The sequence below is a fragment of the Bacillus cereus group sp. BfR-BA-01430 genome, assembly GCF_022663115.1.
Taxonomy (GTDB): Bacteria; Bacillota; Bacilli; order Bacillales; family Bacillaceae_G; genus Bacillus_A; species Bacillus_A cereus_BD.
In genome coordinates this window covers 563,092-586,837 of the sequence record NZ_JAKUEW010000001.1, presented here as the reverse complement: position 1 = coordinate 586,837, position 23,746 = coordinate 563,092, and the positions used below count along the sequence as shown (strand labels likewise).

Sequence of the window (23,746 nt, the reverse complement as noted above, 5' to 3'; positions counted from 1 at the left end):
CCCCCTATATGAAACTACGTTCTTGTAAATAACGAATGATTTGTTCCGCACACTCTTCAATGGAATAACGGTTTGTTTCCACAGTTAATTCCACTTTTTCCGGTTCTTCGTATGGAGAATCAATACCTGTAAACTGCTTAATCTCCCCTTGTCTCGCTTTCTCATATAACCCTTTCGGATCTCGTTTCTCACACTCTTCGATTGGACACTTTACAAACACTTCGATAAATTCATCTTTCTCAAAAATATCTCGCACTTGCTGGCGATCTTCTCGAAAAGGTGAAATAAAAGCTGTAAGTACAATCGTTCCTTGATCAACAAATAATTTTGAAACCTCACCAATGCGACGAATATTTTCTGCACGATCCCTTTCGGAAAAACTTAAATCCTTATTCAAACCGTGCCGAATATTATCCCCATCCAATACATAATTCCCTATGTTTCTATCAAATAATTTTCTAGCAACTGCATTTGCTACTGTTGACTTTCCTGAAGCTGATAACCCCGTAAACCAAATGACAAAACTATGGTGCTCATTCTTCTTTCTTCTCTCCTCTTTCGAAACAGAAGCTGTATGCCACGTAATATTTATGTCCATGCTATTCTCTGCTACTGAAAATGTATACAAATGTACACATCCAGAGTGTTCCTGCTTCTTTGAACCCCATTTTGCCACTTTCTCGCTACTTTGGTTTGTGCAAGCTCTCCACAGGCGTAAATTCCGATGTAGCCCACCGTACATATATACAATCTATTTCAGTTCGTATTGTATATTTCTCTGCTCAGTAGACTCTCCTTTCTTTCGTTTTTTAGCTTTTGCTTGGTTATCGCATTTCAGACAGTGTAGACGACCCGCAAGGTTCTATCCTATGATGTGTCACTTTCGCAAGCACTGGGAACATTCACGCCCTACACCTTCCATACATTTGACTATTTTTTTCTATGGTAGTCTACATTCCTCCTTATTTTGTTACCGCGCTTTTTGTAAACCGTGAATTAATACTTCAATGACTTCCTTCCGGCTAAATGTACTCGGCGGAACGTCACCATCCCTTAGCATTTCTCTGACTTTCGTCCCTGATAAAATGACATGATCTTCTTTTCCATGCGGACATGTTTTTGTTGAAGCCATCGCCTCGCATTTCTTGCAGTAAAAGCTATGTTCAAAAAAGAGTGGTGTAATTCCTAGCTCTTCTACTGTGAAAAGTTTAAAAATCTCCTGCGCTTCGTACGTACCATAATAGTTCCCTACTCCAGCATGATCGCGTCCTACAATGAAATGCGTACAACCAAAATTTCTCCTAACTAATGCATGAAATATTGCCTCTCGCGGCCCTGCGTAACGCATTGCAGCAGGAAACACTCCTAAGAAAACACGATTGTTTGGGTAATAATGTTTCAAAAGTACTTCATAACTTTCCATTCTTACATCTGCTGGAATATCATCTGATTTTGTTTCTCCAACAAGCGGATTCAAAAACAAACCATCTACAATTTCAAGTGCTGATTTTTGAATATATTCATGCGCTCGGTGAACTGGATTTCTTGTTTGAAAACCGACGATTGTTTTCCAACCTCGCTTTTCAAAGATTTCACGCGTTTCACTTGGACCTAGATAATAAGAAGCAAACTTCTTATGCTCAATCCGCTTCACAAGTGTGATTGCGCCGCCTACATACACATTTGCACGTTCATATAATTTTTTCACCCCTGGATGAGCATCCTCAGTCGTTTTATACACAAATAATGCCTCTTTTTCCTTATTTGGTGTAAAAATATCTTCTACTTGAATGACCCCATATGTGACGCCATCTTTTACGAGCAAAGCTTCTTCTCCTACCTGTAATTGTTTTGCTTCTTCTTCTGTTACTGGAAGTGTAATCGGAATACTCCATATACTTCCATCTGTTAATCGCATTATTTCCACAACAGATTGATATTCTTCTTCTCCTAGAAAACCGATAAGCGGACTATACCCTCCTGTTGCAAGTAGTTCCAAGTCACTTAAAGCGATGCTATCTAGCTCAATTTCTTGTACAATATTTGCTGTATCATATGTTTCATCAATACGATTTACTAAAAAATTTGTTGCAATCATTTTTCTATACTCCTTCTTTTCTCTATTTCAGATCACTAAAAACTTCATTGGTCATGAAGTCCACATTCCGTTTTCACGGATCCAGCCCACCGGCCATCCCTTGAATCGCCATATTTCCCTACAGGTAATGTACATTTCTCACAACCTATACTTGGATAACCAACGTCATGTAATGGATTGTATGGCAAATTATGTTTATATACATAGCGCCATACTTCTTTCCATGTCCAATGAATAAGCGGACAAATTTTAATCGATTGAAAGCGATGATCTTGATTGATAAACTTTGTATGCTTCCTCGTTTCAGATTGTTCCCTTCTTAATCCTGAGATCCACGCTTTTTTATTTGTTAAAGATTCTTCAAGAGGTAAAATTTTTCGAAGCTTACAACAAAGATTAGGATTATGTTTCCATAAATCTTTCCCATATTTCTCCGCTTGTTCTTCGAGCGTCAGTCTAGATTGTTTCTCAATCATATTTAACTTTGGAAATCGTTGACGCACTCGCTCAATTAACGCATACGTTTCGTGAAAATGAACATTGGTATCTAAAAAGACAACTTGAGCAAATGGATTTACTTCATTAATAAGATGTAAAAGAACCATCCCTTCTACCCCAAAACTGCACGCATATATAATTTCATCTTTATATTGTTTATACGCCCACTCTAATACAGCTAACGCCCCTTTCGTTTCATCTCTCTCAGAAAAAGACATACTGTCTTCTTCCCACGTTTCATATGTCAACATGTTTTTCCCCCTATAAAAAGCAAAAAGACGGTTTTAATCCAATAAAATAGATTAAAACCGCCTCTAGTTTTTCTAGTCAGCGCTTTTATTTCAAGCGTACCTTTTCACTTTTTTCTAATTGAATAACTTTCCCATCTTGCACAACAATTGTAATAGAACCATATTTCATATCAGCAAGCATCGTTTGAATCTTTTCAGCTACTTCATCAAAATGTCCACGCACTCCCACGAACAGCCCCCCTTTTTATTCATAAAAAAAATCTTTTCCATTTCGAAAAGACTGTTCGGTAATATATGTTACCTTATCTTTCAAAATGGATGCCATTTTGCTGGACTTAGCACCTTGCTACTGCTATGAGCAGGTTGCTGAGCTTCATAGGGCCAGTTCCCTCCGCTTCTCTTGATAAGCTTTGTAATTCGTATTGTATCATAATTCTGATTTTTTTCAATCCTAGTTTTCCGATATATTTTATATTTTTTGTTCGAAAAAGGAATTGTTCACTTTTGAACAACTCCTTTTTTTATTTTAAATAAGCTCTTTTATACGTATGCGATCGTTCCCAATTATATTTTCATACGATTCGCGTTCCACTACCACTTGAGATGTTCCATCTTTTGTAAATACAACGGCTGGTCTACGAATCCGATTATAATTATTTGCCATAGAATACCCGTATGCACCTGTACAAGATACCGCTAATAGATCTGAAGATACTACTTGAGGAAGGTACACATCCCATATTAACATATCTCCGCTCTCACAACATTTCCCTGCAATTGAGACAACTTCTTCGTTTGCTGCGTTTGCACGGTTTGCAAGCATCGCTTCATAGCGTGCACCATATAATGCAGGCCTTAAATTATCTGTCATTCCCCCATCGACTGAAACATATTTACGAATACCAGGAATATTTTTTATTGCCCCCACTGTATAAAGTGTTGTTCCTGCATCACCAACAATACTGCGACCAGGTTCAATCCATATTTCAGGAAGTGGATACTCACACGCTGTAAATCGCTCTCTTACCGCATCTGTTACAGCTTGCACATACGCAGCATGAGTAAGTGGTGTATCCGATTCCGTATAACGAATACCAAATCCGCCCCCTACATTCAGCACCGAAATTGTATAGCTCGTTTTTGTTTTTACTTCTTCTAAAAAATGATGTAATACTTCAATCGCACGAATAAAACCTGCTGTTTCAAAAATTTGCGAACCAATATGTGAATGTATACCTAACACATTATAATTTGATTTTTCTAATGTACGTTCAATCGCTTGCATTGCTTGCCCATTTGAAACGCCAAAACCAAATTTCGAATCATCTTGACCTGTTGTGATATATTCATGTGTATGCGCCTCTACACCAGGTGTGACACGAATCAATATATTCACAATTTTTTTATACTGCTCTGCTAAATCATGTAATACTTCTAATTCAAAAAAGTTATCTACTACAAAACATCCAATATTTGCTTCTAGCGCCATTCTCATTTCTTCTTCTGTTTTATTATTCCCATGAAAATGAATGCGTGATGCTGGAAACCCTGCTTGTAAAGCGGTATATAACTCTCCGCCCGAAACAACATCTAAAGACATATTTTCCTCTAATGCTACTCGGCACATCTCCATGCACAAGAACGCCTTACTTGCATATGCTACTTGATAAGAGAACCCACTTTTTTGAAAAGCATAGTGAAACGCACGACAATTTTCCCTAATTGCAGTTTCATCATATACATAAAGCGGTGTCCCATATCGTTTCGCCAACTGCGTTGTATCGCATCCTCCAATTTCTAAGTGTCCTTGTTCATTAATCCGGCTCGTGCCGTGTAAATACATGTAAATTCCTCCCTTATTTTCTCTAAAACTCATAACCCCAATCCTCTATTCATTGCAGCACGCTTTTAGATAAAGTGAACCTTTCATCAATGGGGAGCTTCATTCCCTACTGATTATGAGCTCTCACCAATCAGGCTGTTACAGGCAGTTCATCTCCCACCTATCTTCCTTGTTCTTTCTTGAATCTTCAGGCAGGAGATTTACTACTTGTTAATACGGGATAAATAAAAAACGCGCGGAACAATGTTCACACGCGTTTCTTATTAGAAATTATACATATTGAAAAAATAAACAAGTTGTTATCTTCTCAAATAAGAAACCGCATCAACATCTCCAAATAGCTCTCCATAAAAATAAAATAAATCTTATGACAGTACTACATTTATTCAATATAGTCCCAATATACGAATAATGTGGTTATTCTTATATTTCGGCGACAGTCCCTTTCAGACTATAATCAGCGATTCCACTCAATCTCCTATAGTTTACTCTTTCCTATCGCGGCCTCTACCTTTGAGAGTAGATGAGGTAAGTCTATTCATTTGTCAAACATCTTATGTTGCTATTAACAATACCAAAGAAATAATTTATTTGTCAAACTATTTCTTACAATTTATCTTTGTATGATTTGGCAAACGCTTTACCTCCACCTTTGTTACGTTCCACTCCCCCTCTTCATTATTAAAAGTGACGTTGACTTTCTCAAAAGGAGGAACTTTTTCTCCCCCTATGCCTGGTTCATATTTCGTTACTTCAATGACCGCTTGAAATACATATGTACCGCTATAAAGTTTTTTTAAACTAACGATTTTCGGACAATCATACGGCTTTAATTTTCCATAATGCTTTTCCATTGCAGCGTTTATTTGCGGGAACAATACCGAGTAAAGAGCATCTTCCAGTAAAGGAACATCGTATTGAGCGGTAGCTGACCCAGGAACAGAACATACAATGCAGATACTACATAGTACGAAATACATTATTTTTTTCATTATACCCTCCTATTCTCATGCAATATTTTATTCCGTTCTTTGCATGAGTATCATTTCATTTTATTGTCTCCCACTTCTCTTTTTCTAATCGATTCTCACAAAAAGCATCCACAATTCGTTTCTCTTCTCGTATAATGGTACACATAGTACAATAATCATAATCATATAAGGCTGTTCGTATATATAAAGTGAAGCTTCTACTTAACAAAGTACAATCACGAGAACTGTCATAAATATAAGAAAGGAGTATACTATGCTACAACACTTGTTTCCAAAATTACGATTTGCGCTTGTCGCAGTCGTTTTATTATGGATGAAAACATATATTGTGTACAAGCTAGCCTTCGATATTAAAATTGATAATTTCTTTGAAGAAATCATGCTCTTGTTCAACCCACTAGCTTCTTTACTATTATTCTTTGGGTTCGCACTGCTTGCATCGAAGTATCGAAATCGACTTATTATCGGAATTAGCTTTATTTTTTCCTTCATTTTATTTGGGAATGCAATGTTTTACGGATTTTATAATGATTTTGTTACATTTCCTGTTTTATTCCAAACGAATAATATGGCTGATTTAGGAACAAGTATTAAAGAACTCTTTACGTATAAAACATTACTTTTATTTACAGATGCAATCATCTTAATGTTTCTTTCACGTAAGTTTCCGAAGTTCTGCGATACAACACCGTTATCAAAAATAGAAAAGAGAACCTTTTTCGGTGGTATTACAGCTTTATTAGCATTACAGCTCATTGTATCGATCATTTATAAACCACAGTTGTTCTCAAGATCTTTTGATCGACAAACAGTCGTTAAAAATTTAGGGTTATATACATATCATGTATTTGATATTACACTTCAATCGAAAAGTTCTGCCGAGCGTGTCTTTGCGAGCGGAGATGGCTTTTCTGAAATTAAAAACTATGTAGACACAAAAGATGCAGGATTTGATAAAGAGTTGTTCGGTATTGCAAAAGGAAAAAATGTCATTTTAATTTCAATGGAGTCTACACAAAATTTTGTTATTAACAAAAAAATGAACGGCAAAGAAATTACTCCATTTTTAAATCGTTTCATTAAAGATAGTTACTATTTCGACAACTTTTATCATCAAACTGGACAAGGTAAAACATCGGATGCAGAATTTATCGTTGAGAATTCACTTTATCCATTAGATCGCGGTTCTGTCTTCTTTACTCATGCAACAAATGAGTATACAGCAACCCCAGAACAACTTAAAAAATATGGTTATTATTCTGCTGTCTTCCATTCAAATGATAAAACATTTTGGAATCGTGACATTATGTATCCAGCGCTTGGATACGATCGTTATTTTCATTTAAATGATTATGTAGGAACGGAACAAATGTCTGTCGGTTGGGGATTAAAAGATAAGGAATTCTTTGAACAATCTATTTCAAAATTAAAATCTTTACCGCAGCCTTTTTATACAAAATTTATTACTCTTACAAATCATTTTCCGTTTCTTTTAAATCCAGAAGACCAATATATTAGTGAATATAATTCGGAAAGCGGCGTTCTCAATCGTTATTTTCCAACTGTTCGTTATACAGATGAAGCTATTAAACTATTTATTAATCGTTTAAAAGAAGAAAGACTATATGATAATTCTATTATTGTCATTTACGGAGATCATTATGGCATTTCAGAAAACCATAATGCAGCAATGGCTCAGTTTCTTGGAAAAGATACTATTACACCTTTTGATTCTATGCAATTGCAACGTGTCCCACTCATTATTCATATACCAGGACAAGAAGGAAAAGTAATTTCTAAAGTTTCAGGCCAGATTGATTTAAAACCAACTTTACTACATTTACTTGGCATAAAAACAAATAAATCAATCGAATTTGGTACTGATTTATTTCTGAACAACACAAATCCGCTTATGATTATGCGGGACGGTAGTTTTGTGACAAATGACTACATTTATACAAAAAATATATGCTACAAAAAAAGTACTGGCGAACCAACTGATATCTCATTCTGTCAGCCGTATCTTGAAAAAGCAAAAACAGAATTAAATTACTCAGATAAGATTATTTATGGTGATTTACTACGCTTTGATTCTCATAATCAATATGAAACAGGAACCATGACGACGCAATTTGAATAACTTAGGAAAGTGCTTATGTTTGCCCATGCTAAAACAAAAACGGCATGGGCTTTTTTGTTTCATTGCTAGAACTGGTGAAGCAGTCATATATAGAGAGACTTCTCCCTTTTTAACAACATTATTTTATAATATAATGTTTCGTATATTTTGTTGTAAAACCTTTCACAATTTGAGAATTTTTTTCGTATGATAAAGAAATTTATGGTATGATAAAATAAGTAAACTTTCATACACTAATTAAGAATTTATAACAGAAAGCAAGGGATCATATTTTGTATAGGGCAGCAATTCCAAACTTATTTACGCTCGGAAATTTATATAGTGGATTTTTGTCAATCGGCTATGCATCTTTAGGTTATTATAAATCAGCTGCTATTTTAGTACTCATCGGGATGATGCTAGATAGTCTTGATGGTCGAGTTGCTCGTTTATTACGTGTCGATTCACAACTCGGAAAAGAACTTGATTCATTAGCAGATGTGGTGACATTTGGGGCTGCACCTGCTGTTTTAATGTACTATACATCTTTTTCAAATTATGGGATTATCGGACTATACATAGCTGGGCTATTTCCTCTTTTCGGGGCATATCGTTTAGCTCGATTTAACGTGACACCATCATCTACCTCTATGAAGTATTTCACTGGTGTTCCAATTACTGCTGCAGGAGGACTTGTTGCTTTCTTAACATTGTTCTCACATACCATTCCTAAAATTGTTCTTATTACAGTATTTGTAACGTTTGCATTTTTAATGGTAAGCCGCATTCGTATCCCAAGTCTTAAAGATGTACCAATTCCACGCTATAGTATCATTATTACATTATTTTTAATTGGTATTATTTATACAATGTATAAAACAAGCTTTGGTAATATTTCTGTTTTTCTATTTATTGCCATTCCTCTTTACATTTTGTATATGTTATCCCAATTTATTCGACAAAGACCGTCTCATAAAAAAAGAGCTAACAAAACAAAATAAGAGAAGGAGCTGTCCCAAAAGCTCCTTTACATAACAAAATCCACGGAGAAAATGTATTTTCTCCGTGGATTTTGTTATTTTTTTGATTTCCTTCCTCAAACAAGCGGTTTTATTTCATCTGTTTGAGGAAGTTGTGGACTATAGCAATCAGCCCAAATTGAATCGGTACTTTTGAGAATCCTTATAATGAGAATCAACGGATCGACCAATTCCCCTTCCTTTCTTTTCGCTTCACTATTATACATTTCTTTTTGAATGGACAACTTGAACAATCTTCACACTCATATATTTTAAAGACTTTTGTATAACTATAGGAATCGGTACGTGGTGAATACCCTTGACCAACATTATAAGGAATGAAAGTATTTGAATGGATACTCATAAAAAAATAATTCCTTCCTCATCATACAGCGAGCGACTATAGTTCTACGGGTATGTGAGCTTGTATAGCTACTACTCTTTTAATTTGATTTTCGTCCATTTTAAGTACTTTAAAGTAAAAACCTTCTTCTTCAATTGTATATCCAGGTTGAATAGGTAATTCTACGGTTTGAGAAAGAATCCATCCACCAATGGTATCTACTCCATAGTATGAAATAGAGGTTCCTAGCTTATTATTTACTTCCGAAATGAGTACTTTACCATCGAAAGAGGTAAGGCCATCTGCACATTCTAAAATCATTGGTGTTTCTTTTTGATCAAATTCATCATGAATCTCCCCAACAAGTTCTTCTAGGATGTCTTCCATAGTGATAAGCCCTGCGGTTCCTCCATATTCATCAATAACAATAGCCATTTGTGTTTTCTCTTGTTGTAAACGGAATAAGGCTTGTTGAATAGGCATTCTTTCAAAAACGGGAATCGGAGGCTGTATATACGTTTGTATCGGTTTTTTATCTCCATTATACTCCTGTTTGAATATTTCTTTTAGATGAACGATGCCAAGAATATGATCTTTATTGTTTTGGATAATAGGATAACGTGTATGCTGTGAATCACGAATAATTTTTCTGTTTTCTTCTTCTGTATTTTCTAGAGATAAACAAACCATTTCATTACGTGGAATCATAATTTGTTGTACGAGCTGATTATCAAATTTAAAAACATTATTTACATATGTATATTCTGTATCATTAATTTCACCACTTTCATAACTCTGGTTGACAATCAAACGTAGCTCTTCTTCTGAATGTGCTCCATCATGCTCTTTTGTAACGTTCATCCCTAATCCCTTTACCAAAAAAGATGCGCTTTTGTTTAAGATCCAAATAAAAGGCTGTATTAATCGATGAAATATAATTAATGGTTTGGCAAATAGAAGAGTAATGTTCTCTGCTCTTTGAATTGCAAATGATTTCGGTACAAGTTCCCCAAGTACAACATGAAAAAAAGTAATCAGAATAAATGCGATAACAAAGGAAATAGAATGAGATATTTTTTCCGAAAAGGAGAATAGCTGAAAAACAGGGTACAAAATCTGCTCTAAAGTAGGTTCTCCTAGCCAGCCAATTCCTAAAGATGTAAGAGTAATACCAAACTGACAAGTAGATAAATAGACATCTAAATGCGACAAAACAGCTTGGGCAGCTGGAGCTTGTTTGTGGCCCTTATGGGTTAATTCATCAATGCGGCTCTTTCTGACTTTCACAATCGCAAACTCTGTTGCAACAAAAAAACCAGAAATAAGAATAAGAACAAAAATTAAGACAAGTGAAAAACTATTCATACTTTCCTTCTATTTTTAGTATAAAATAGAAGATGCACCCCCTATATCTATATTAATATTTAACATATTTTTCTATAAAAAGAATTATTTTGATTTAAAAAAGGTTTTCTTTTTCCTTACTCGCAATAAATCACCTGTCCATCCTCTGATTCTCATATATATATACATACCCACTGTTGTGAAAATAATAAATACGAGAGCAATTAAATAACCATATTCCCATTCTAATTCAGGCATATTTTTAAAATTCATACCCCACAATGCTCCCAAGGAAGTCAAAGGTGTACTCACAGCAGTTAATACAGTAAGGGATTTCATAATTTCATTCCCACGATGTGAAGAAACCACTTCTTGTAAATGAATCATGGTATCTAATTCTTTCTGGTATTGTTTAACGAGCTGTAAACCACGTTCTAATTTCAAGTGTGTTTGTTTATAATGAAAGGTTTTTGTTAGGTGTTCTAACCAAGCCTCCTCCATTCCTTGTAACACTTCTTGTACTAAGCGAAACACATGTGTGATTATAAATAACCCATGACGAATACGATAGATTTTTTCTAAAACTGCTATGTTATTATGATGATGAAAATCCCATAATACATTTCTAAAATGATTTTCAAAATGAGCAACCTCTTGCAAATAACGAGATATAAAGGTTGATAAGAGGATACATAACGCTTCAGCGGGAATATTACAATTTTTTATGTTCAAAGCGTACTCATTTATTAAATCTTGTAAATCCTCTTCATCTTTTTCCTGGACAGTGATAAGTACTTCCTGTGCTACAAAGTAATGGAAGAATTTTTGAGCTTTGGCGTCATTTTGATCCTGATTATATAAAAATGAACCATATACACAAGTTTGACTTGGTGATAATGTGTAAACATATAATCCATTTTCACAAGGAAAGCTTGTTTTCTTTACAAATTGAGTAAAATAAGATAACACATCACCAAAGATTGTAAAAGGAAGTTGATCGAGTTCATTAATTTTTACATGATACCAAGTCCATTTCGACATTTTTATACATTTCATATTTGTCCTCCTTTCTGAAGGTTTCATTCAATTTGTATGTTTGATAGAATAATATGTGTGACATAGAAATTTGTATGTGAACTTGGTTTTATTATTTTGCACGCTAATTAACACATATGGTAAAAGAAAAGGAGTATAACTATAGAGTTCTTTTTTATTTGTATTTACATGAGTATTGTAATCCTCATTATAGAAATACATGCGATTATATTTACCTTAACTGGAGTAAAAAAGACCATTTCTCGTTTCCAAGTCCTCTCAATGATGACGGGGACTGGTTTCACTACTGAGGAATCTGAATTAATACTGGGACATCCAGTTAGAAGAAAACTCAGCATGTTTTTAATTGTATTTGGTATTTTTTCATTTGCTGTTATTATTACTTCTCTTAGTACAATTCTTACTAAATACGTGGTAACAGTTCAGACATTTTATATAGCTGGTATAATTTTAATCCTCTATGTTCTCTTACAAATACCAGTTATTCAAAGACATTTAAAGAAGAAATTACAACATGAAACAAAACAGAGTATAGAAATAAAGGATTTGCCAATTCATCAAGTTTTTTTAAGAGAACCCACAGATCATCTCATGAAATGGGAAATAGATGAACATTCGATTTACCGGAATCAGACGATTACTTCTATATTTCATCCTCAGGAAGATATTCATGTCCTTTTTGTAAAAAGAGGGGATCGAAACATTCGATCATGTCTAGGTGAACTCATCTTACAAGAAGGAGATGAACTATTGTTATATGGTGAAAAACATATCCTGGAGGAAAAGTTTTTACATTATCTAAATCAAAGTAAAGAGTGAATAAAACGATAGATAGAATGGAAGGTCTTGTTCTGTTTACAGAAAAGGCCTTCCATTCGTTGTTTATAGTAAGTTCATACAATTCTACAACCTCGTATATCCAGAAAATTCTATCTTTTTTCACGAGTACTTCTAGCTTTTGTTATAAATAATTTATTGTATGTGGAAAGCTGTACTAATAACGATTCCTAGCATATAACCAAGGAATTGTCTTTATTCAATGTAAATTTATAATTTGGAAGTTCAATACAGAGAACTCCATTTTAGTCATTTTCATAGTGTGGGTTCATATACAGATTGTTTCGTTATATCCTCAAATGCTTGGCATCCGATTATATAATATCCATGAAGTGCAGCTTCTTTTGAAGCTTCTACCATACGGACAGAAGAAATTTCACCTTGCATTTTTTTAATTCGTTTTTGATGGATATCTACGATTCCTCCTGTCCAAATAATAGCATCATACTGGTCTAGCTTAAATTTTTCTTGTAGCACACGCATGACGTCTTGGAAGTGCTCATCCAATTCTTTTTGAATCGAAGAAGAAATCGGGCTTGTCTGATCATAAGGGGATTCTTCTCCATATTCAATTTCTTTTTCTAATATGTCTGGCATATCATTAATATGAAGGTGATTACTTTCGCTTCTATTATCCTGCAGCATGTTCTTAATATTTTGCAAAGGTTTGCTACATCCTAATTCTGCCTCATAATGGTTTAAAATAAGATGCTGTTTCATATCTGTCATTTCTAACGTACGAAATCCACCATCAATAATTAAAATACGATCTCGTTCATGAATGATTCCCTCGTTTAAGAAATAGGCCTGTAAAGCGACCGGTTGCTGAAGAATTAAAGTATTTTCCACGGCAATACTAATAAATTTCCCATCAATTTGCACGGAAGTTTCCTTTTTAAATAGGTTTTGTAATTGTTCATGTTGGCTGCCAAAACAAGTAAGCGGAAGTCCTGTAACTACTAAAGGTAATACGACATTTTCCTTATAATCTTTTGCAATACAGCCAAATATTTGTTGTTTGAACCTTTCACTTTCATAATAATTTTCTATTTCTTCCTCAAATGGTGGAAGAAAGGAAGCATCAGATTGGTGAGCTTCCTTTCCCATGTAGTAAGCGAAGTCTAAGTCTATAAAACTTACTTTTGTTAAATCTGTACTTTCGGCACGGTTAGATACAGGAGCTAACGTAGAAGCCTCAGTCTTAATCGTCATCTCAGAATTGTCATCTCGTCGATACGCCCGCTTCGTAAAGCCAATTCCTGCATCAATTGCATACAAAGATTTCATTCTTTTTTTCCTCACTTTCTATTTTTAGAATTAAATCTAGGCGCTCTCTTCTTTTCCTTCTTTGGTATATATCTTTTCACCTTTCGTTTTTTCCTCGTCTAAATCCTTATTATTTTGATTTCTTTCGTAACCATTCCCACCTTTTTCTTTTTTATTATTTTCTTTTTCTGTTAAATCTTTAATGGTAGAAATGACAACTGGTGTGACTGTAATCAGTTGAGGTAATGTTTGTTTTGCAACGTTAGCTGCAGTTACAGAGAATTGTTTACTTGTCTCAGTTACTTTCTCCAACGTTTCCTTCATATTTCCTTCTTGTAGTTTGTCTTTTACGCTTTTTCCTTTTGTTTGAATTGCCTTCCGATTTTCTTTTTTTAATAGGGAGACCATAACTCCTGCCGTAATCCCAATCGCAGCATATTTAAATATTGAATGTTTCATTTTCCTCATCCTTTTCTACTTTTATTTTCTTCCCTGTTACACTCTAAAAAGTAGCCTATTTACATTTTATTTTTATAAGCTGTGCCTACGCACTCCTTACTGTTCGTAAAAGTAGTGTCATACAAATAATAAATACAATTGCACCTAATAAAGCTGGGAAGATGAAAATACCACCCCATTCTATTCCCCAACTCCCAAATAATTTTGTACCTACCCATGAACCAATTAATCCAGCAATAATATTTCCTAAAATGCCTGCTGGGAAATCTTTTCCTGTAATTACCCCAGCTAATGCACCAATTAGTCCGCCTACAATACATGTAATAATTAGCCCCATATTTTTGCTCCTCCTTTGTTCATTCAATGTGTATAGGGGTACATTTCCTCCCTTGATGAAGGAAGGAAATGAATTTTTTATTTATTTTTATCCTTTTGTTTGCTCTCATTTACCTTTTTCCTCTTTTGTGAAAATAGAAAATCGGCGTCTCGTTGTTATATTTATTTCCTTATCTATTTAGCAGATTTGCAATCTATTAAAGAGAATTATAATTTTGTGGCTGTCTACCATTTACAAGTGGCGTTTCAGCTGTTACTAGGAGTAAAATTTTCCCTCGATCTAGTTTTTCTTCATATAAGGTAGCTTCCTCCTTTGACAGCCCCATTTCTTCCATCTTATTTCGGAGTTCGTCCCCTTTTTGGGAGAAAAAGTTGATAATACTTATGCCCAATCCTTGTTCTTTTACTCCAATCGTATTTGTGTTTGCATCATCTGCAACCCTTTCTGTTCGATGATTTTCATGTGTTAAGACATAAATATCATCTTGGTGAATCCCTTGTAATTCTAGCTCCTCTACTTTCATAAATACTTCCTCTTCATTTTGACATTCATGGACCACTGGTTTTCTTTCATTCTTATGCATCGTATCCTTCCTCCTTCATTTTTTTTATTTACTTGTTATATAATATGTAATACACCTATATGAGAGATTTTAAACCTGAATTTTCAAAAAGTTGATGTAATAAAGTGAAACTTTAATCCGTGGGGGTTTTCTTCATCCCCACGGATTATTAGCCCTCACCAATCGGGCTGTTACGGGCAGCCCTACTCCCACCTATCTTCCTTGCTTTTCTCTGCATCTTGAGGTGGGAGTCTTACTGCCCTAAAATAGCGGGATAAATTATGAATGCTTTTGAATATTAAAGCGATTTCACAAGAACTTTGCTTTAATATAAGTGTTTCAGATAATGATTTGTTTAGAAGGCAAGGTCATATGTCATATAGAAAGCCTCTATTTAGAAAAAGTTAAAAAAGGGAACAAGATACTTCTTCCATCTATTAAATCAAAAGACAATAAAAAAGCACTCCTTTTCAAAGAGTGCTTTTAAAAAACGTTTCTATCTTGAGTACAGAAAATCAATGTTTAAACATATAGTTGCTAATTGAATTGCGATCTTCCTTGCACCCAAGCAGTACTATCATTTATAACATACTCAGGGATATTAGAAAGGCTATAAATATTCATGCAGTTTACTTATTTCCCCATCCCCTTCTCTTATTTTGTTACTACTATTTTTGAATTTACAGGTGTTAGTGCTTGTTCCCCTTTTAATACAGCTAAAATATTTCGCACTGCCACTTCCGCCATAGCGTCTCTTGTTTCAAATGTTGCATTTCCAACATGAGGAGTAAGAACAACGTTTTTTAGTCCTTTTAATTGTTCTGTAATTTTCGGTTCAAATTCAAATACATCTAGAGCCGCTCCTTCAATCTCATTTGTTTCTAATGCATGGGCAAGCGCTAACTCATTTATAATTGGGCCTCGCGCTGCATTAACAAGATACGCCGATTTTTTCATCATTTTAAATTGTTCTTCATCTATCATATGGTGCAAACTTTTGTTATACGAACAGTTAATTGTAATAAAGTCAGCTGTTTGTAATAGTTGTTCTAGCGATACATATGTAGCATCTAATTCTCGCTCTGCTTCTTGTTTTCGATTTGGTCCTGTATAAAGCACATTCATGCCAAATGCTTTTGCGCGTTTCGCAACCGCTTTTCCAATTTCTCCAAGACCGATGATTCCAATTGTTTTCCCATATACTTCTCTTCCAAGAAAGAATAGTGGAGCCCAGCCATTAAACCCTGTTGTACGGCATAACGTATCACCTTCTGGAATTCTTCTTGCCACTGCTAATAGAAGCGCAAATGTTAATTCTGCTGTCGCTTCTGTAGACACTTTCGGCGTGTTCGTAACAAGAATTCCCTTTTCCGCTGCATATTCATAAGCAATATTGTCGTATCCAGCGCCGTAGTTTGCTACAATTTTCAAATGCGGTGCTGCATCAATGACCTCTTTTGTCACTTTCGTAGACAGCAAACTTAATAAAGCATCTTTATCTTGGACACACTTTGTTAATTCCTCGACAGAAATTAATTCTTCTCCATCATACATTTCTACATCATGTTCTTTTAATAATTGTAATCCGATTTCTGGAATTTTACCTGCTACTAATATTTTTGCCAAAATAAGCACCTCTTCTATTTCAAAAATGAACCCTTCCTCATTTATTGTAAAAAATATATATGAAAAAAGCCAAGAAATTTGATTATCGTTTAGGAAATCGACACTTTTTCAAAAAATAAAGAGGAGACGAATCGTTCTCCTCTTTATTTACTGCGCTTCATTTGATTGTTTCTGAAGTTTCGCATCAATTGTTCCTTCAGCTACCGTATCGCTAATTTGCTCTTGAATAACAGAATCAACTTCTTCATTTGTTTGAGAAGTATAGCTTTGATTCATTCCTTTTGTCTTTTGATTTGGTTGTTGTTTTGGCATAAAAAAACCCTCCTTTTCATTCATTTATAGTGTGAGCAAAAAGAAGAGTTTTCATCACAAAATCATTTTTTTATCTTCCTCCCTACAATGTATCAATCTCTTTTCGCTCTTCTGTCTTTGATACCTTCCCTTTTCTTTCTCTCACTTCTTTTCCGATCTCTTCTAATGAAATATTTTTTGCTACTAACAAAACGAAACAGTGATACAATACATCCACCATCTCCTTAATAACCTCTTCTTTATTATCATTTTTCGCAGCAATAACAATTTCCGTACATTCCTCCCCAATTTTCTTTAAAATTTTATCTTCACCTTTTGCTAATAAATAATTTGTATATGAACCTTGCAGCGGGCTTTGTTTCCGATTTTCAATCGTTTCAAATAATAATTTTAGTACTTCCTCCATGTTCAAATCCCCCTAGATCATTTTATGATGAAAACATGTTTTTTCGCCTGTATGACAGGCCACTCCTACTTGATTCACTGTTATCACAATAGCATCTTGATCACAATCTAAATAAAGTGATTTCACATGTTGTACATGGCCCGATGTTGCTCCTTTATTCCAAAGTGTTTGCCGCGAACGGGAATAAAACCATGTTTTTTTTGTTTCTAACGTCTTTTCATATGCCTCTTCATTCATATAAGCTAGCATTAAAACTTCTTTTGTCTCCGCATCTACGACAATAGCGGGTAATAACCCTTTAGAAAAATTAGGTCTCACATTCTCACCTCAATACCTGCATGTTGTAATTTTTGTTTCACTTCCTGTACTGTGCATTCTCCATAATGAAAAATGGATGCTGCTAGCGCTGCATTTACAGATGTATGCGCAAATACTTCAACAATATGATCAGCGCTTCCACATCCACCTGAAGCAATAACAGGTATGGAGACGTTTGTAGAAATGATGTCTGTTAAACGAAGATTATACCCATCTTTCGTTCCATCGGCATCCATGCTTGTTAATAAAATTTCCCCTGCTCCGAGTTTGGCCACTTGTTTCGCCCAATGAATCGCATCAATTCCTGTATCCGTTCTTCCACCGTTCACATATACATGCCATTTGTCTTCTTCTACTTTCCTTGCATCAATTGCGACGACAATACATTGGGAACCAAAGTGCTCTGCTCCTTCTTGAATGAATAATGGATTTTTCACAGCTGCTGAATTCAGTGAAACTTTATCAGCACCTGCTCTTAACAATGTATACATATCTTTAACTGTAGAAATACCACCTCCAACCGTTAATGGAATAAACACTTTTGAAGCTGTTTTTTCGACAACATCCACAATTGTTTTTCTCTCTTCATATGTGGCTGTAATATCTAAAAAAACAATTTCATCTGCACCCGCTTGATTATATAAAGCAGCTATTTCAACAGGGTCTCCTATATCTTGTAATCCGATAAAATTGACTCCCTTCACAACGCGGCCCGCTTTCACATCTAAACAGGGAATAATTCGCTTTGCTAACATGACTTTGCTACCTGCAATACTTTTTGTAGATCCATTGTTTTTTCGTACAGCGCTTTTCCAATAATCACCCCGTACATATTCAGTGCCTTTAATTGTTCTACATCTTGCAACGAAGAGATGCCGCCTGAAGCGATAATACGAAGCGATACTTCTTCTTGTAATAACTGTAGTTGCACAAAATTTGGCCCCATAAGCGTTCCATCTTTCGCAATATCAGTAAAAATAATTGTTTGTACGCCTACTGCTTCCATTTGTTTCGCAAGTTCAATATAAGAAATTTCTGATATATCAAGCCACCCTCTTGTCGCCACATAGCCATTTTTCGCATCAATTCCAACAATAATCTTCTCGCCATATAGACGAATTGCTTCTTCTAAAAATGAACGATTATGTAAAGCAGCTGTTCCTAAAATTACTTTTTCTACTCCTATTGATAACAGCATTTCAACAGCTGAAAGCGATCGAATCCCTCCGCCAACTTGCACCGAAATCCGAACGGCTTTACATATATCTTCAATGACAGATAAGTTTGCTGATTTTCCCAAGACTGCACCATCTAAATCAACAATATGTAGCCTGTTCGCTCCCATTTTTTCAAATATTATCGCTTGTGCGACCGGGTTTTCATTCACAACTGTTTCTTTGTTGAACTCTCCTTGATAAAGCCGAACACATCGCCCTTCTTTTAAGTCGATAGCCGGGAAGATTTCCATTGTTTCACCACTCCTTTGAAATTTTTAAGCATTTGTATTCCGATTTCCCCACTTTTTTCAGGATGAAATTGCGCTCCAAATATATTTCCTTTTGCAACAAGCCCTGGAATGAAAATTCCATATTCACTCGTGCCACAAATCATATCATTTGGACATTCAGCATAATAAGAATGAACATAATACACAAACGAACCATCTGCTACGCTATTCCAAATTGGTATTTCTTTCGTTTTTGTCAACCGATTCCATCCCATATGCGGGATTTTATACGAAACTTGTAGTTTACGAACTACTCCTGGCAACAAACCTAGACCATTTGAATGTCTCATTTCTTCACTCTTTTCAAACAGCAACTGCATTCCTAAACAGATACCAAGAAGCGGCTTCCCTGTCTTTCCGCATTCTTGTAATAGATTCACTAGTTTTTTCGCCTCTAAAGCTTCCATTGCTTTCGGAAACGCACCTACACCCGGTAAAATAACGCCATCGCTTTTTACAATTTCTCGTTGACGATCCGTCACAAGATATTCCACTCCAATAGATGTTAATGCTTGTTCTATACTCCGAATATTTCCCATGCCATAGTCTATAACTGCAATCAATCACAACATTCCTTTCGTGGAATTTACTCCGACAATCTTTTCATTTTTATCTACAGCTTCTCGAAGCGCACGTCCAAACGCTTTAAATAAAGCTTCTATTTTGTGATGTGTATTGTTTCCATATAAAATGCGTGCATGTAATGTTAGATGAGCTGCGTGAGCAACTGCTCGAAAAAATTCCTCTGTGAGTTCTGTATCAAAATCTCCTAACTTTGGATTGACTAGTTCCCCTTGAAATACAAGATAAGACCTACCGCTTATATCAATTGCAACAAATCCTAATGCCTCATCCATCGGTACATATGCTGCACCATAACGGTTCATTCCCTCTTTGTTTTGCAAAGCTTCTCTCAAGCAGTTTCCAAGTACAATACCCACATCTTCCACAGTGTGATGTGCATCAACAAACACATCGCCTACTGCTTCAATTTGCAGTCCAAATCTTCCATGTTTTGCAAACAGCGTTAACATATGATCAAAAAAACCAACACCAGTTCGAATGGAAATATTTGTACTTTCATCCAACTGTAAATGCAGTTTAATTTTCGTTTCTGTCGTTCGTCTCTCTTGACTTGCCCGGCGCATCATTTCTCCTCCTCAAATCGAATTTGAATAGCTCTTGCATGTGCATGCAATCCTTCTTTATTAGCAAGACTGACAATATGATGCTGTACACCTTTTAATGCCGCTTTCGTATAAGAAATAAAACTAGATTTTTTCATAAAGTCATCCACTGATAACGGTGAAAAAAAGCGTGCTGTTCCACTCGTTGGCAACACATGATTCGGTCCTGCAAAATAATCTCCAAGCGGCTCTGGAGCATAGGGACCAAGGAAAATAGAACCCGCATGCCGAACATATGATAAAGCATTCATCGGTTCTTTTATATGTAACTCTAAATGTTCTGGGGCGATTTCATTTGACAGTTGAAAAGCTTCTGTCAGCGAAGAAACAACAAAGATCGCTCCATTTCTCTCTATCGCTTCACGAGCAATTTCACTTCTTGGCAACATTTGCAGTTGCACCTTTACTTCCCTTTCTATTTCTGACGCTAATATCGCGCTTGTTGTAATACAAATTGCAGTTGCTCTCGTATCATGCTCTGCTTGAGATAATAAATCCGCTGCAATAAACGAGGCTTTTCCTGTTTCATCAGCAATTACTACAATTTCTGAAGGACCGGCAATCATATCAATATTGACTACTCCGTATACCTCTTTCTTTGCTAAAGCAACATATATATTTCCTGGTCCGACTATTTTATCAACTTTTGGAATCGATTCCGTTCCATATGCTAAAGCAGCAATTGCTTGCGCACCGCCCACCGTATAGATTTCATCTACACCTGCAATTTTTGCGGCAACTAAAATGTAGGGGTCTACTCCCTTTCTCCCTGGTGGTGTTACCATAACAATCTTTTGAACACCTGCAATTTTAGCCGGCAATGTATTCATAAGTACCGAGGAAGGATATGAAGCCGTTCCGCCTGGTACATATACACCGACTATTTCCAATGGCCTGATGAGTTGACCGCGAATAATTCCCTTTGTTTCATAATCACATATCGATTGCCTTTTTTGTTTTTCATGGTATGATATGATATTTTTCTTTGCTTCTTGTAAGGCCTCTATAAATTCAGATGAAACAGATTTCTGTGCATTCTCTATTTCTTCTTTTGATACACGAAACTGTGTTAATTGGATATCATCAAATAATTTTGTATATGAAAATAGCGCTGTATCTCTTTTCTCTCTTACTGTTTGAACGATTTCCTTCACACGTATTTGAATCGTTTCTTCCATTATATAGGTGTGCTCTCTTAACAACTTTATTTTCGACAACCCTTCTATAAAGTTCTCACAAATCATATTATCCCTCCTTTATTTTTTCAGAAATGATGCACTCCATTCTATTTATAATATTGAATATTTCGTCTTTTTTCATTTTTAAAGCAGCCTTATTTACAATCATTCGCGCTGATATTGGATACATCTCTTCCAATACAATTAAGCCATTTTCTTGCAACGTTTTCCCCGTTTCCACAATATCTACAATTGCATCTGCTAAACCAAGAAGCGGAGCAATTTCTACAGAACCTTCAATTTTAATGATTTCTACATCTTCCCCTTTATCACGAAAATAACTTGAAGTAATAGATGGGTATTTCGTCGCAATTCTCTTTTTTCTATACCTTTTCGGATGATATGCAGGAATGGATGCAATACACAATTTACAACATCCGACCTGTAAATCTATCATTTCATATACATCTTTCTCATACTCCATTAAAATATCTTTTCCTACAATTCCTATATCTGCAACTCCATGTTCTACATAGGTTGCAACATCAACCGCTTTCACTAAAATAAATGAAACATTTGAATTGTTACTTTTGAAAGTAAGCTTCCTTCCCTTATCCATCATCTCTGAACAATCCATGCCGATTTGTTCAAATAGTGGTATGACATGCTTTTCAAGTCTTCCTTTTGTTAACGCAATTTGAATGTTACGCATGTAGTTTCTCCCTCCTTCTTCCTAAGCCATTTTTCTTTCCAAACATATTCCACTAGTGATGTTTCTGTCACTTCAATAACTGTTTGAATGTTCTTCTTTCTAGCAAAGTGAAAAGTATCTTGTAAACTTTCAAATAAAGAAAATTCCACCTTCCAACCATCCTTTTTTAGTAAATACCATAGTTTTTCTGCTTCTGCTAATTGCCCTAAAGTATAATGGATCATTATATCTAATTGTTTTCGTTTTACAGATTCTTGTTGTTCCTGCAAAACTTTCACAATTTGATTCACTTGCACAGCGAGGCCAACCGCTGACATCGATTCACCAAAATGTTCCATTAAATCATCATACCTTCCGCCACTAACAATTTCTTCTCCCACTTCACATATATATCCTTTAAAAATAACACCTGTATAATAGTGTAAATGTTGAATCATTCCTAAATCGATTGATATATAGGATCCATATCCTAATTTTGTAATCATTTCATAAATTTCTTTTACACGTGCAATTGCATCTTTCATTTCCTTATTAGAAGCAAGTTTTTCTGCTTCCTCAAGTACTTCAAGCTTGCCAAATAACCTTGGTAATCTCTCAAGTAACTGCACGGTTTCATCGCTGCGATCTAAGTTTTTCTCTTTTACAAAACGCGAAAGTGCTGCATAATTTTTGCTTTCGATATATGTGCGCAGTATTCTTTCATCTTCTTCGTGAAATGACAGCTTTTTCACGATACATTTATAGAGCTGAACCTGCCCAAGTTCAATTGTAAAAGAATGTACCCCCACCGCTTTCAGCGCCTGAATAGCACTAGCAACACATTCAATTTCAGCTCGCACATTATCAATCCCAATAATTTCAATTCCGGTTTGAATCATTTCATTATATTTACCAGAGAGTGATTCATGCGCTCGAAATATATTTCCACTATATGTGACTTTCATTGGAGAATCTCCGCCTTGCATTCCAATTACCCTTGCTAATGGAATGGTCATATCTGGCCGCAACACAATAATACGCCCCTGCTCATCAAAAAACTTATACATTTTTTCCTCATCAATCGGACGATTTTGAACAGAAAATACATCATAAAATTCAATTGTAGGTGTGCGAACTTCGTCATATCCTCTTTCTAAAAACATTCGTCTTAACTTTTGTTCGGTTTCTTCAATTAATGTGCATTCTTCAAATAAATAATCTCTCGTTCCATTTGGATTTGTACGTCTCCACTTCATCATGCAAACTCCCCCTTTTCCTTATATATATGCTCACCATAACAATCACAAACAAAATAAAAAGAGCCTTTGTAGAAAAAATACCTACAAGGCTCTTTTTATAGAGTGTAGGTACAACAGGAATAACCCTTGTACCTACACGTTTTTCACGCTAGGAGCAAGGGTTTTATGTATGATGATGTAGTTTTGCAAGCATATTTATATACTTCATTGTAAACATAATCCTTACTCCTTTCCTCCG

General features: G+C 35.3%; 26 protein-coding genes, 1 pseudogene and 2 riboswitches. Of the genes and pseudogenes, 3 read left to right on the top strand and 24 right to left on the bottom strand.

Features of this window, described 5'->3' with window-relative positions; genetic code table 11:
* Positions 1-4: 4 nt before the first annotated feature.
* From cysC to MR058_RS03020, 6 genes are all read right to left on the bottom strand, one after another.
* Positions 5-598: an adenylyl-sulfate kinase gene (cysC, locus tag MR058_RS03045; protein WP_242142825.1), complete on the bottom strand. Its 594-nt coding sequence runs from the start codon at positions 596-598 to the stop codon at positions 5-7.
* A 372-nt stretch (positions 599-970) separates the two neighbouring features.
* Complete coding sequence (sat, locus tag MR058_RS03040) at positions 971-2,098, bottom strand: sulfate adenylyltransferase (RefSeq protein WP_242142579.1); 1,128 nt, start codon at positions 2,096-2,098, stop codon at positions 971-973.
* Between the two features lie 44 nt (positions 2,099-2,142).
* Complete coding sequence (locus tag MR058_RS03035; RefSeq protein WP_242142578.1) at positions 2,143-2,847, bottom strand: phosphoadenylyl-sulfate reductase; 705 nt, start codon at positions 2,845-2,847, stop codon at positions 2,143-2,145.
* 85 nt (positions 2,848-2,932) lie between these two features.
* On the bottom strand, positions 2,933-3,076 hold the full coding sequence (locus MR058_RS03030; protein WP_003196202.1) for a YezD family protein: 144 nt from the start codon (positions 3,074-3,076) through the stop codon (positions 2,933-2,935).
* Between the two features lie 70 nt (positions 3,077-3,146).
* Positions 3,147-3,257: riboswitch (SAM riboswitch) on the bottom strand.
* A 116-nt stretch (positions 3,258-3,373) separates the two neighbouring features.
* Positions 3,374-4,690 (bottom strand): diaminopimelate decarboxylase, encoded by a 1,317-nt coding sequence (gene lysA / locus MR058_RS03025; protein WP_242142577.1) that lies wholly within the window; start codon positions 4,688-4,690, stop codon positions 3,374-3,376.
* A 330-nt stretch (positions 4,691-5,020) separates the two neighbouring features.
* Positions 5,021-5,208: riboswitch (Lysine riboswitch) on the bottom strand.
* Positions 5,209-5,289: 81 nt separating this feature from the next.
* A complete protein-coding gene (locus tag MR058_RS03020; RefSeq protein ID WP_242142576.1) occupies positions 5,290-5,682 on the bottom strand; it encodes a DUF3888 domain-containing protein in 393 nt (130 codons plus the stop codon).
* A 253-nt stretch (positions 5,683-5,935) separates the two neighbouring features.
* On the opposite strand from MR058_RS03020, the gene MR058_RS03015 reads away from it, so the two are divergent.
* Positions 5,936-7,822, top strand: coding sequence for an LTA synthase family protein (locus tag MR058_RS03015; protein WP_242142575.1), 1,887 nt, complete (start codon positions 5,936-5,938; stop codon positions 7,820-7,822).
* A 272-nt stretch (positions 7,823-8,094) separates the two neighbouring features.
* Positions 8,095-8,802: a CDP-diacylglycerol--serine O-phosphatidyltransferase gene (pssA, locus tag MR058_RS03010; RefSeq protein ID WP_242142574.1), complete on the top strand. Its 708-nt coding sequence runs from the start codon at positions 8,095-8,097 to the stop codon at positions 8,800-8,802.
* Between the two features lie 418 nt (positions 8,803-9,220).
* On the opposite strand, the gene MR058_RS03005 is transcribed toward pssA, so the two are convergent.
* Positions 9,221-10,528 (bottom strand): hemolysin family protein, encoded by a 1,308-nt coding sequence (locus MR058_RS03005; protein WP_242142573.1) that lies wholly within the window; start codon positions 10,526-10,528, stop codon positions 9,221-9,223.
* A gap of 84 nt (positions 10,529-10,612) precedes the next feature.
* The gene (locus MR058_RS03000) at positions 10,613-11,563 is read right to left on the bottom strand and encodes a magnesium transporter CorA family protein (protein WP_242142572.1); all 951 of its coding nucleotides are present in this window, start codon (positions 11,561-11,563) and stop codon (positions 10,613-10,615) included.
* A 168-nt stretch (positions 11,564-11,731) separates the two neighbouring features.
* On the opposite strand from MR058_RS03000, the gene MR058_RS02995 reads away from it, so the two are divergent.
* Positions 11,732-12,382 carry a TrkA C-terminal domain-containing protein gene (locus MR058_RS02995; RefSeq protein ID WP_242142571.1) on the top strand — a complete coding sequence of 217 codons (651 nt, stop codon included), beginning with the start codon at positions 11,732-11,734 and terminating at the stop codon, positions 12,380-12,382.
* Between the two features lie 273 nt (positions 12,383-12,655).
* Here the strand turns inward: MR058_RS02995 and MR058_RS02990 are convergent, their stop codons facing one another.
* The 16 genes and pseudogenes from MR058_RS02990 to hisZ all read right to left on the bottom strand — a co-directional run bounded on the left by MR058_RS02990 (position 12,656) and on the right by hisZ (position 23,508).
* On the bottom strand, positions 12,656-13,687 hold the full coding sequence (locus tag MR058_RS02990) for a ParM/StbA family protein (RefSeq protein WP_242142570.1): 1,032 nt from the start codon (positions 13,685-13,687) through the stop codon (positions 12,656-12,658).
* A gap of 36 nt (positions 13,688-13,723) precedes the next feature.
* Complete coding sequence (locus MR058_RS02985) at positions 13,724-14,125, bottom strand: peptidase U61 (protein ID WP_242142569.1); 402 nt, start codon at positions 14,123-14,125, stop codon at positions 13,724-13,726.
* An 85-nt stretch (positions 14,126-14,210) separates the two neighbouring features.
* Positions 14,211-14,462, bottom strand: a complete 252-nt coding sequence (locus tag MR058_RS02980) for a GlsB/YeaQ/YmgE family stress response membrane protein (protein ID WP_242142568.1) — start codon at positions 14,460-14,462, stop codon at positions 14,211-14,213.
* 196 nt (positions 14,463-14,658) lie between these two features.
* Entirely contained in the window at positions 14,659-15,045 is a 387-nt protein-coding gene (locus MR058_RS02975) for a YflT domain-containing protein (RefSeq protein ID WP_242142567.1), read from the bottom strand.
* A gap of 516 nt (positions 15,046-15,561) precedes the next feature.
* A pseudogene (locus MR058_RS02970) lies at positions 15,562-15,676 on the bottom strand (hydrolase); the annotation flags it as partial.
* A gap of 2 nt (positions 15,677-15,678) precedes the next feature.
* A complete protein-coding gene (locus MR058_RS02965; RefSeq protein ID WP_242142566.1) occupies positions 15,679-16,650 on the bottom strand; it encodes a 2-hydroxyacid dehydrogenase family protein in 972 nt (323 codons plus the stop codon).
* A gap of 147 nt (positions 16,651-16,797) precedes the next feature.
* A complete protein-coding gene (locus MR058_RS02960) occupies positions 16,798-16,962 on the bottom strand; it encodes a DUF4025 domain-containing protein (RefSeq protein WP_242142565.1) in 165 nt (54 codons plus the stop codon).
* 82 nt (positions 16,963-17,044) lie between these two features.
* Positions 17,045-17,368 carry a phosphoribosyl-ATP diphosphatase gene (hisE, locus tag MR058_RS02955; protein WP_242142564.1) on the bottom strand — a complete coding sequence of 108 codons (324 nt, stop codon included), beginning with the start codon at positions 17,366-17,368 and terminating at the stop codon, positions 17,045-17,047.
* 12 nt (positions 17,369-17,380) lie between these two features.
* Positions 17,381-17,686 carry a phosphoribosyl-AMP cyclohydrolase gene (hisI, locus tag MR058_RS02950; RefSeq protein WP_242142563.1) on the bottom strand — a complete coding sequence of 102 codons (306 nt, stop codon included), beginning with the start codon at positions 17,684-17,686 and terminating at the stop codon, positions 17,381-17,383.
* Positions 17,683-18,441 carry an imidazole glycerol phosphate synthase subunit HisF gene (gene hisF / locus MR058_RS02945; protein WP_242142562.1) on the bottom strand — a complete coding sequence of 253 codons (759 nt, stop codon included), beginning with the start codon at positions 18,439-18,441 and terminating at the stop codon, positions 17,683-17,685. The genes hisI and hisF overlap by 4 nt, the downstream gene beginning before the upstream one ends.
* A complete protein-coding gene (gene hisA, locus MR058_RS02940; RefSeq protein ID WP_242142561.1) occupies positions 18,435-19,154 on the bottom strand; it encodes a 1-(5-phosphoribosyl)-5-[(5-phosphoribosylamino)methylideneamino]imidazole-4-carboxamide isomerase in 720 nt (239 codons plus the stop codon). The genes hisF and hisA overlap by 7 nt, the downstream gene beginning before the upstream one ends.
* A complete protein-coding gene (hisH, locus tag MR058_RS02935; protein WP_242142560.1) occupies positions 19,127-19,756 on the bottom strand; it encodes an imidazole glycerol phosphate synthase subunit HisH in 630 nt (209 codons plus the stop codon). Before hisH ends, hisA begins: the two co-directional genes overlap by 28 nt.
* Complete coding sequence (hisB, locus tag MR058_RS02930) at positions 19,757-20,341, bottom strand: imidazoleglycerol-phosphate dehydratase HisB (RefSeq protein WP_242142559.1); 585 nt, start codon at positions 20,339-20,341, stop codon at positions 19,757-19,759. It abuts the gene before it with no gap.
* Positions 20,341-21,624 (bottom strand): histidinol dehydrogenase, encoded by a 1,284-nt coding sequence (hisD, locus tag MR058_RS02925; RefSeq protein WP_242142558.1) that lies wholly within the window; start codon positions 21,622-21,624, stop codon positions 20,341-20,343. The genes hisB and hisD overlap by 1 nt, the downstream gene beginning before the upstream one ends.
* Before the next feature lies 1 nt (position 21,625).
* On the bottom strand, positions 21,626-22,270 hold the full coding sequence (gene hisG, locus MR058_RS02920; RefSeq protein WP_242142557.1) for an ATP phosphoribosyltransferase: 645 nt from the start codon (positions 22,268-22,270) through the stop codon (positions 21,626-21,628).
* Complete coding sequence (gene hisZ, locus MR058_RS02915) at positions 22,246-23,508, bottom strand: ATP phosphoribosyltransferase regulatory subunit (protein WP_242142556.1); 1,263 nt, start codon at positions 23,506-23,508, stop codon at positions 22,246-22,248. Before hisZ ends, hisG begins: the two co-directional genes overlap by 25 nt.
* Between the last annotated feature and the right edge of the window lie 238 nt (positions 23,509-23,746).

Excerpts from the sequence above, each read along its gene's own strand:
- MR058_RS02960 (WP_242142565.1), bottom strand. The coding sequence starts at position 16,962 with ATGCCAAAACAACAACCAAATCAAAAGACAAAAGGAATGAATCAAAGC.
- MR058_RS02990 (WP_242142570.1), bottom strand. The coding sequence starts at position 13,687 with ATGAAATCTTTGTATGCAATTGATGCAGGAATTGGCTTTACGAAGCGG.
- MR058_RS03000 (WP_242142572.1), bottom strand. The coding sequence starts at position 11,563 with ATGAAATGTATAAAAATGTCGAAATGGACTTGGTATCATGTAAAAATT.
- cysC (WP_242142825.1), bottom strand. The coding sequence starts at position 598 with ATGGACATAAATATTACGTGGCATACAGCTTCTGTTTCGAAAGAGGAG.
- MR058_RS03005 (WP_242142573.1), bottom strand. The coding sequence starts at position 10,528 with ATGAATAGTTTTTCACTTGTCTTAATTTTTGTTCTTATTCTTATTTCT.
- MR058_RS03035 (WP_242142578.1), bottom strand. The coding sequence starts at position 2,847 with ATGTTGACATATGAAACGTGGGAAGAAGACAGTATGTCTTTTTCTGAG.
- hisA (WP_242142561.1), bottom strand. The coding sequence starts at position 19,154 with ATGGAAATCTTCCCGGCTATCGACTTAAAAGAAGGGCGATGTGTTCGG.
- hisD (WP_242142558.1), bottom strand. The coding sequence starts at position 21,624 with ATGATTTGTGAGAACTTTATAGAAGGGTTGTCGAAAATAAAGTTGTTA.
- hisG (WP_242142557.1), bottom strand. The coding sequence starts at position 22,270 with ATGCGTAACATTCAAATTGCGTTAACAAAAGGAAGACTTGAAAAGCAT.
- sat (WP_242142579.1), bottom strand. The coding sequence starts at position 2,098 with ATGATTGCAACAAATTTTTTAGTAAATCGTATTGATGAAACATATGAT.
- hisE (WP_242142564.1), bottom strand. The coding sequence starts at position 17,368 with ATGGAGGAAGTACTAAAATTATTATTTGAAACGATTGAAAATCGGAAA.
- MR058_RS03015 (WP_242142575.1), top strand. The coding sequence starts at position 5,936 with ATGCTACAACACTTGTTTCCAAAATTACGATTTGCGCTTGTCGCAGTC.
- MR058_RS02995 (WP_242142571.1), top strand. The coding sequence starts at position 11,732 with ATGAGTATTGTAATCCTCATTATAGAAATACATGCGATTATATTTACC.
- MR058_RS02980 (WP_242142568.1), bottom strand. The coding sequence starts at position 14,462 with ATGGGGCTAATTATTACATGTATTGTAGGCGGACTAATTGGTGCATTA.
- lysA (WP_242142577.1), bottom strand. The coding sequence starts at position 4,690 with ATGTATTTACACGGCACGAGCCGGATTAATGAACAAGGACACTTAGAA.
- hisZ (WP_242142556.1), bottom strand. The coding sequence starts at position 23,508 with ATGATGAAGTGGAGACGTACAAATCCAAATGGAACGAGAGATTATTTA.
- hisB (WP_242142559.1), bottom strand. The coding sequence starts at position 20,341 with ATGCGCCGGGCAAGTCAAGAGAGACGAACGACAGAAACGAAAATTAAA.
- MR058_RS02975 (WP_242142567.1), bottom strand. The coding sequence starts at position 15,045 with ATGCATAAGAATGAAAGAAAACCAGTGGTCCATGAATGTCAAAATGAA.
- hisF (WP_242142562.1), bottom strand. The coding sequence starts at position 18,441 with ATGTTAGCAAAGCGAATTATTCCCTGTTTAGATGTGAAAGCGGGCCGC.
- MR058_RS03020 (WP_242142576.1), bottom strand. The coding sequence starts at position 5,682 with ATGAAAAAAATAATGTATTTCGTACTATGTAGTATCTGCATTGTATGT.
- MR058_RS02985 (WP_242142569.1), bottom strand. The coding sequence starts at position 14,125 with ATGAAACATTCAATATTTAAATATGCTGCGATTGGGATTACGGCAGGA.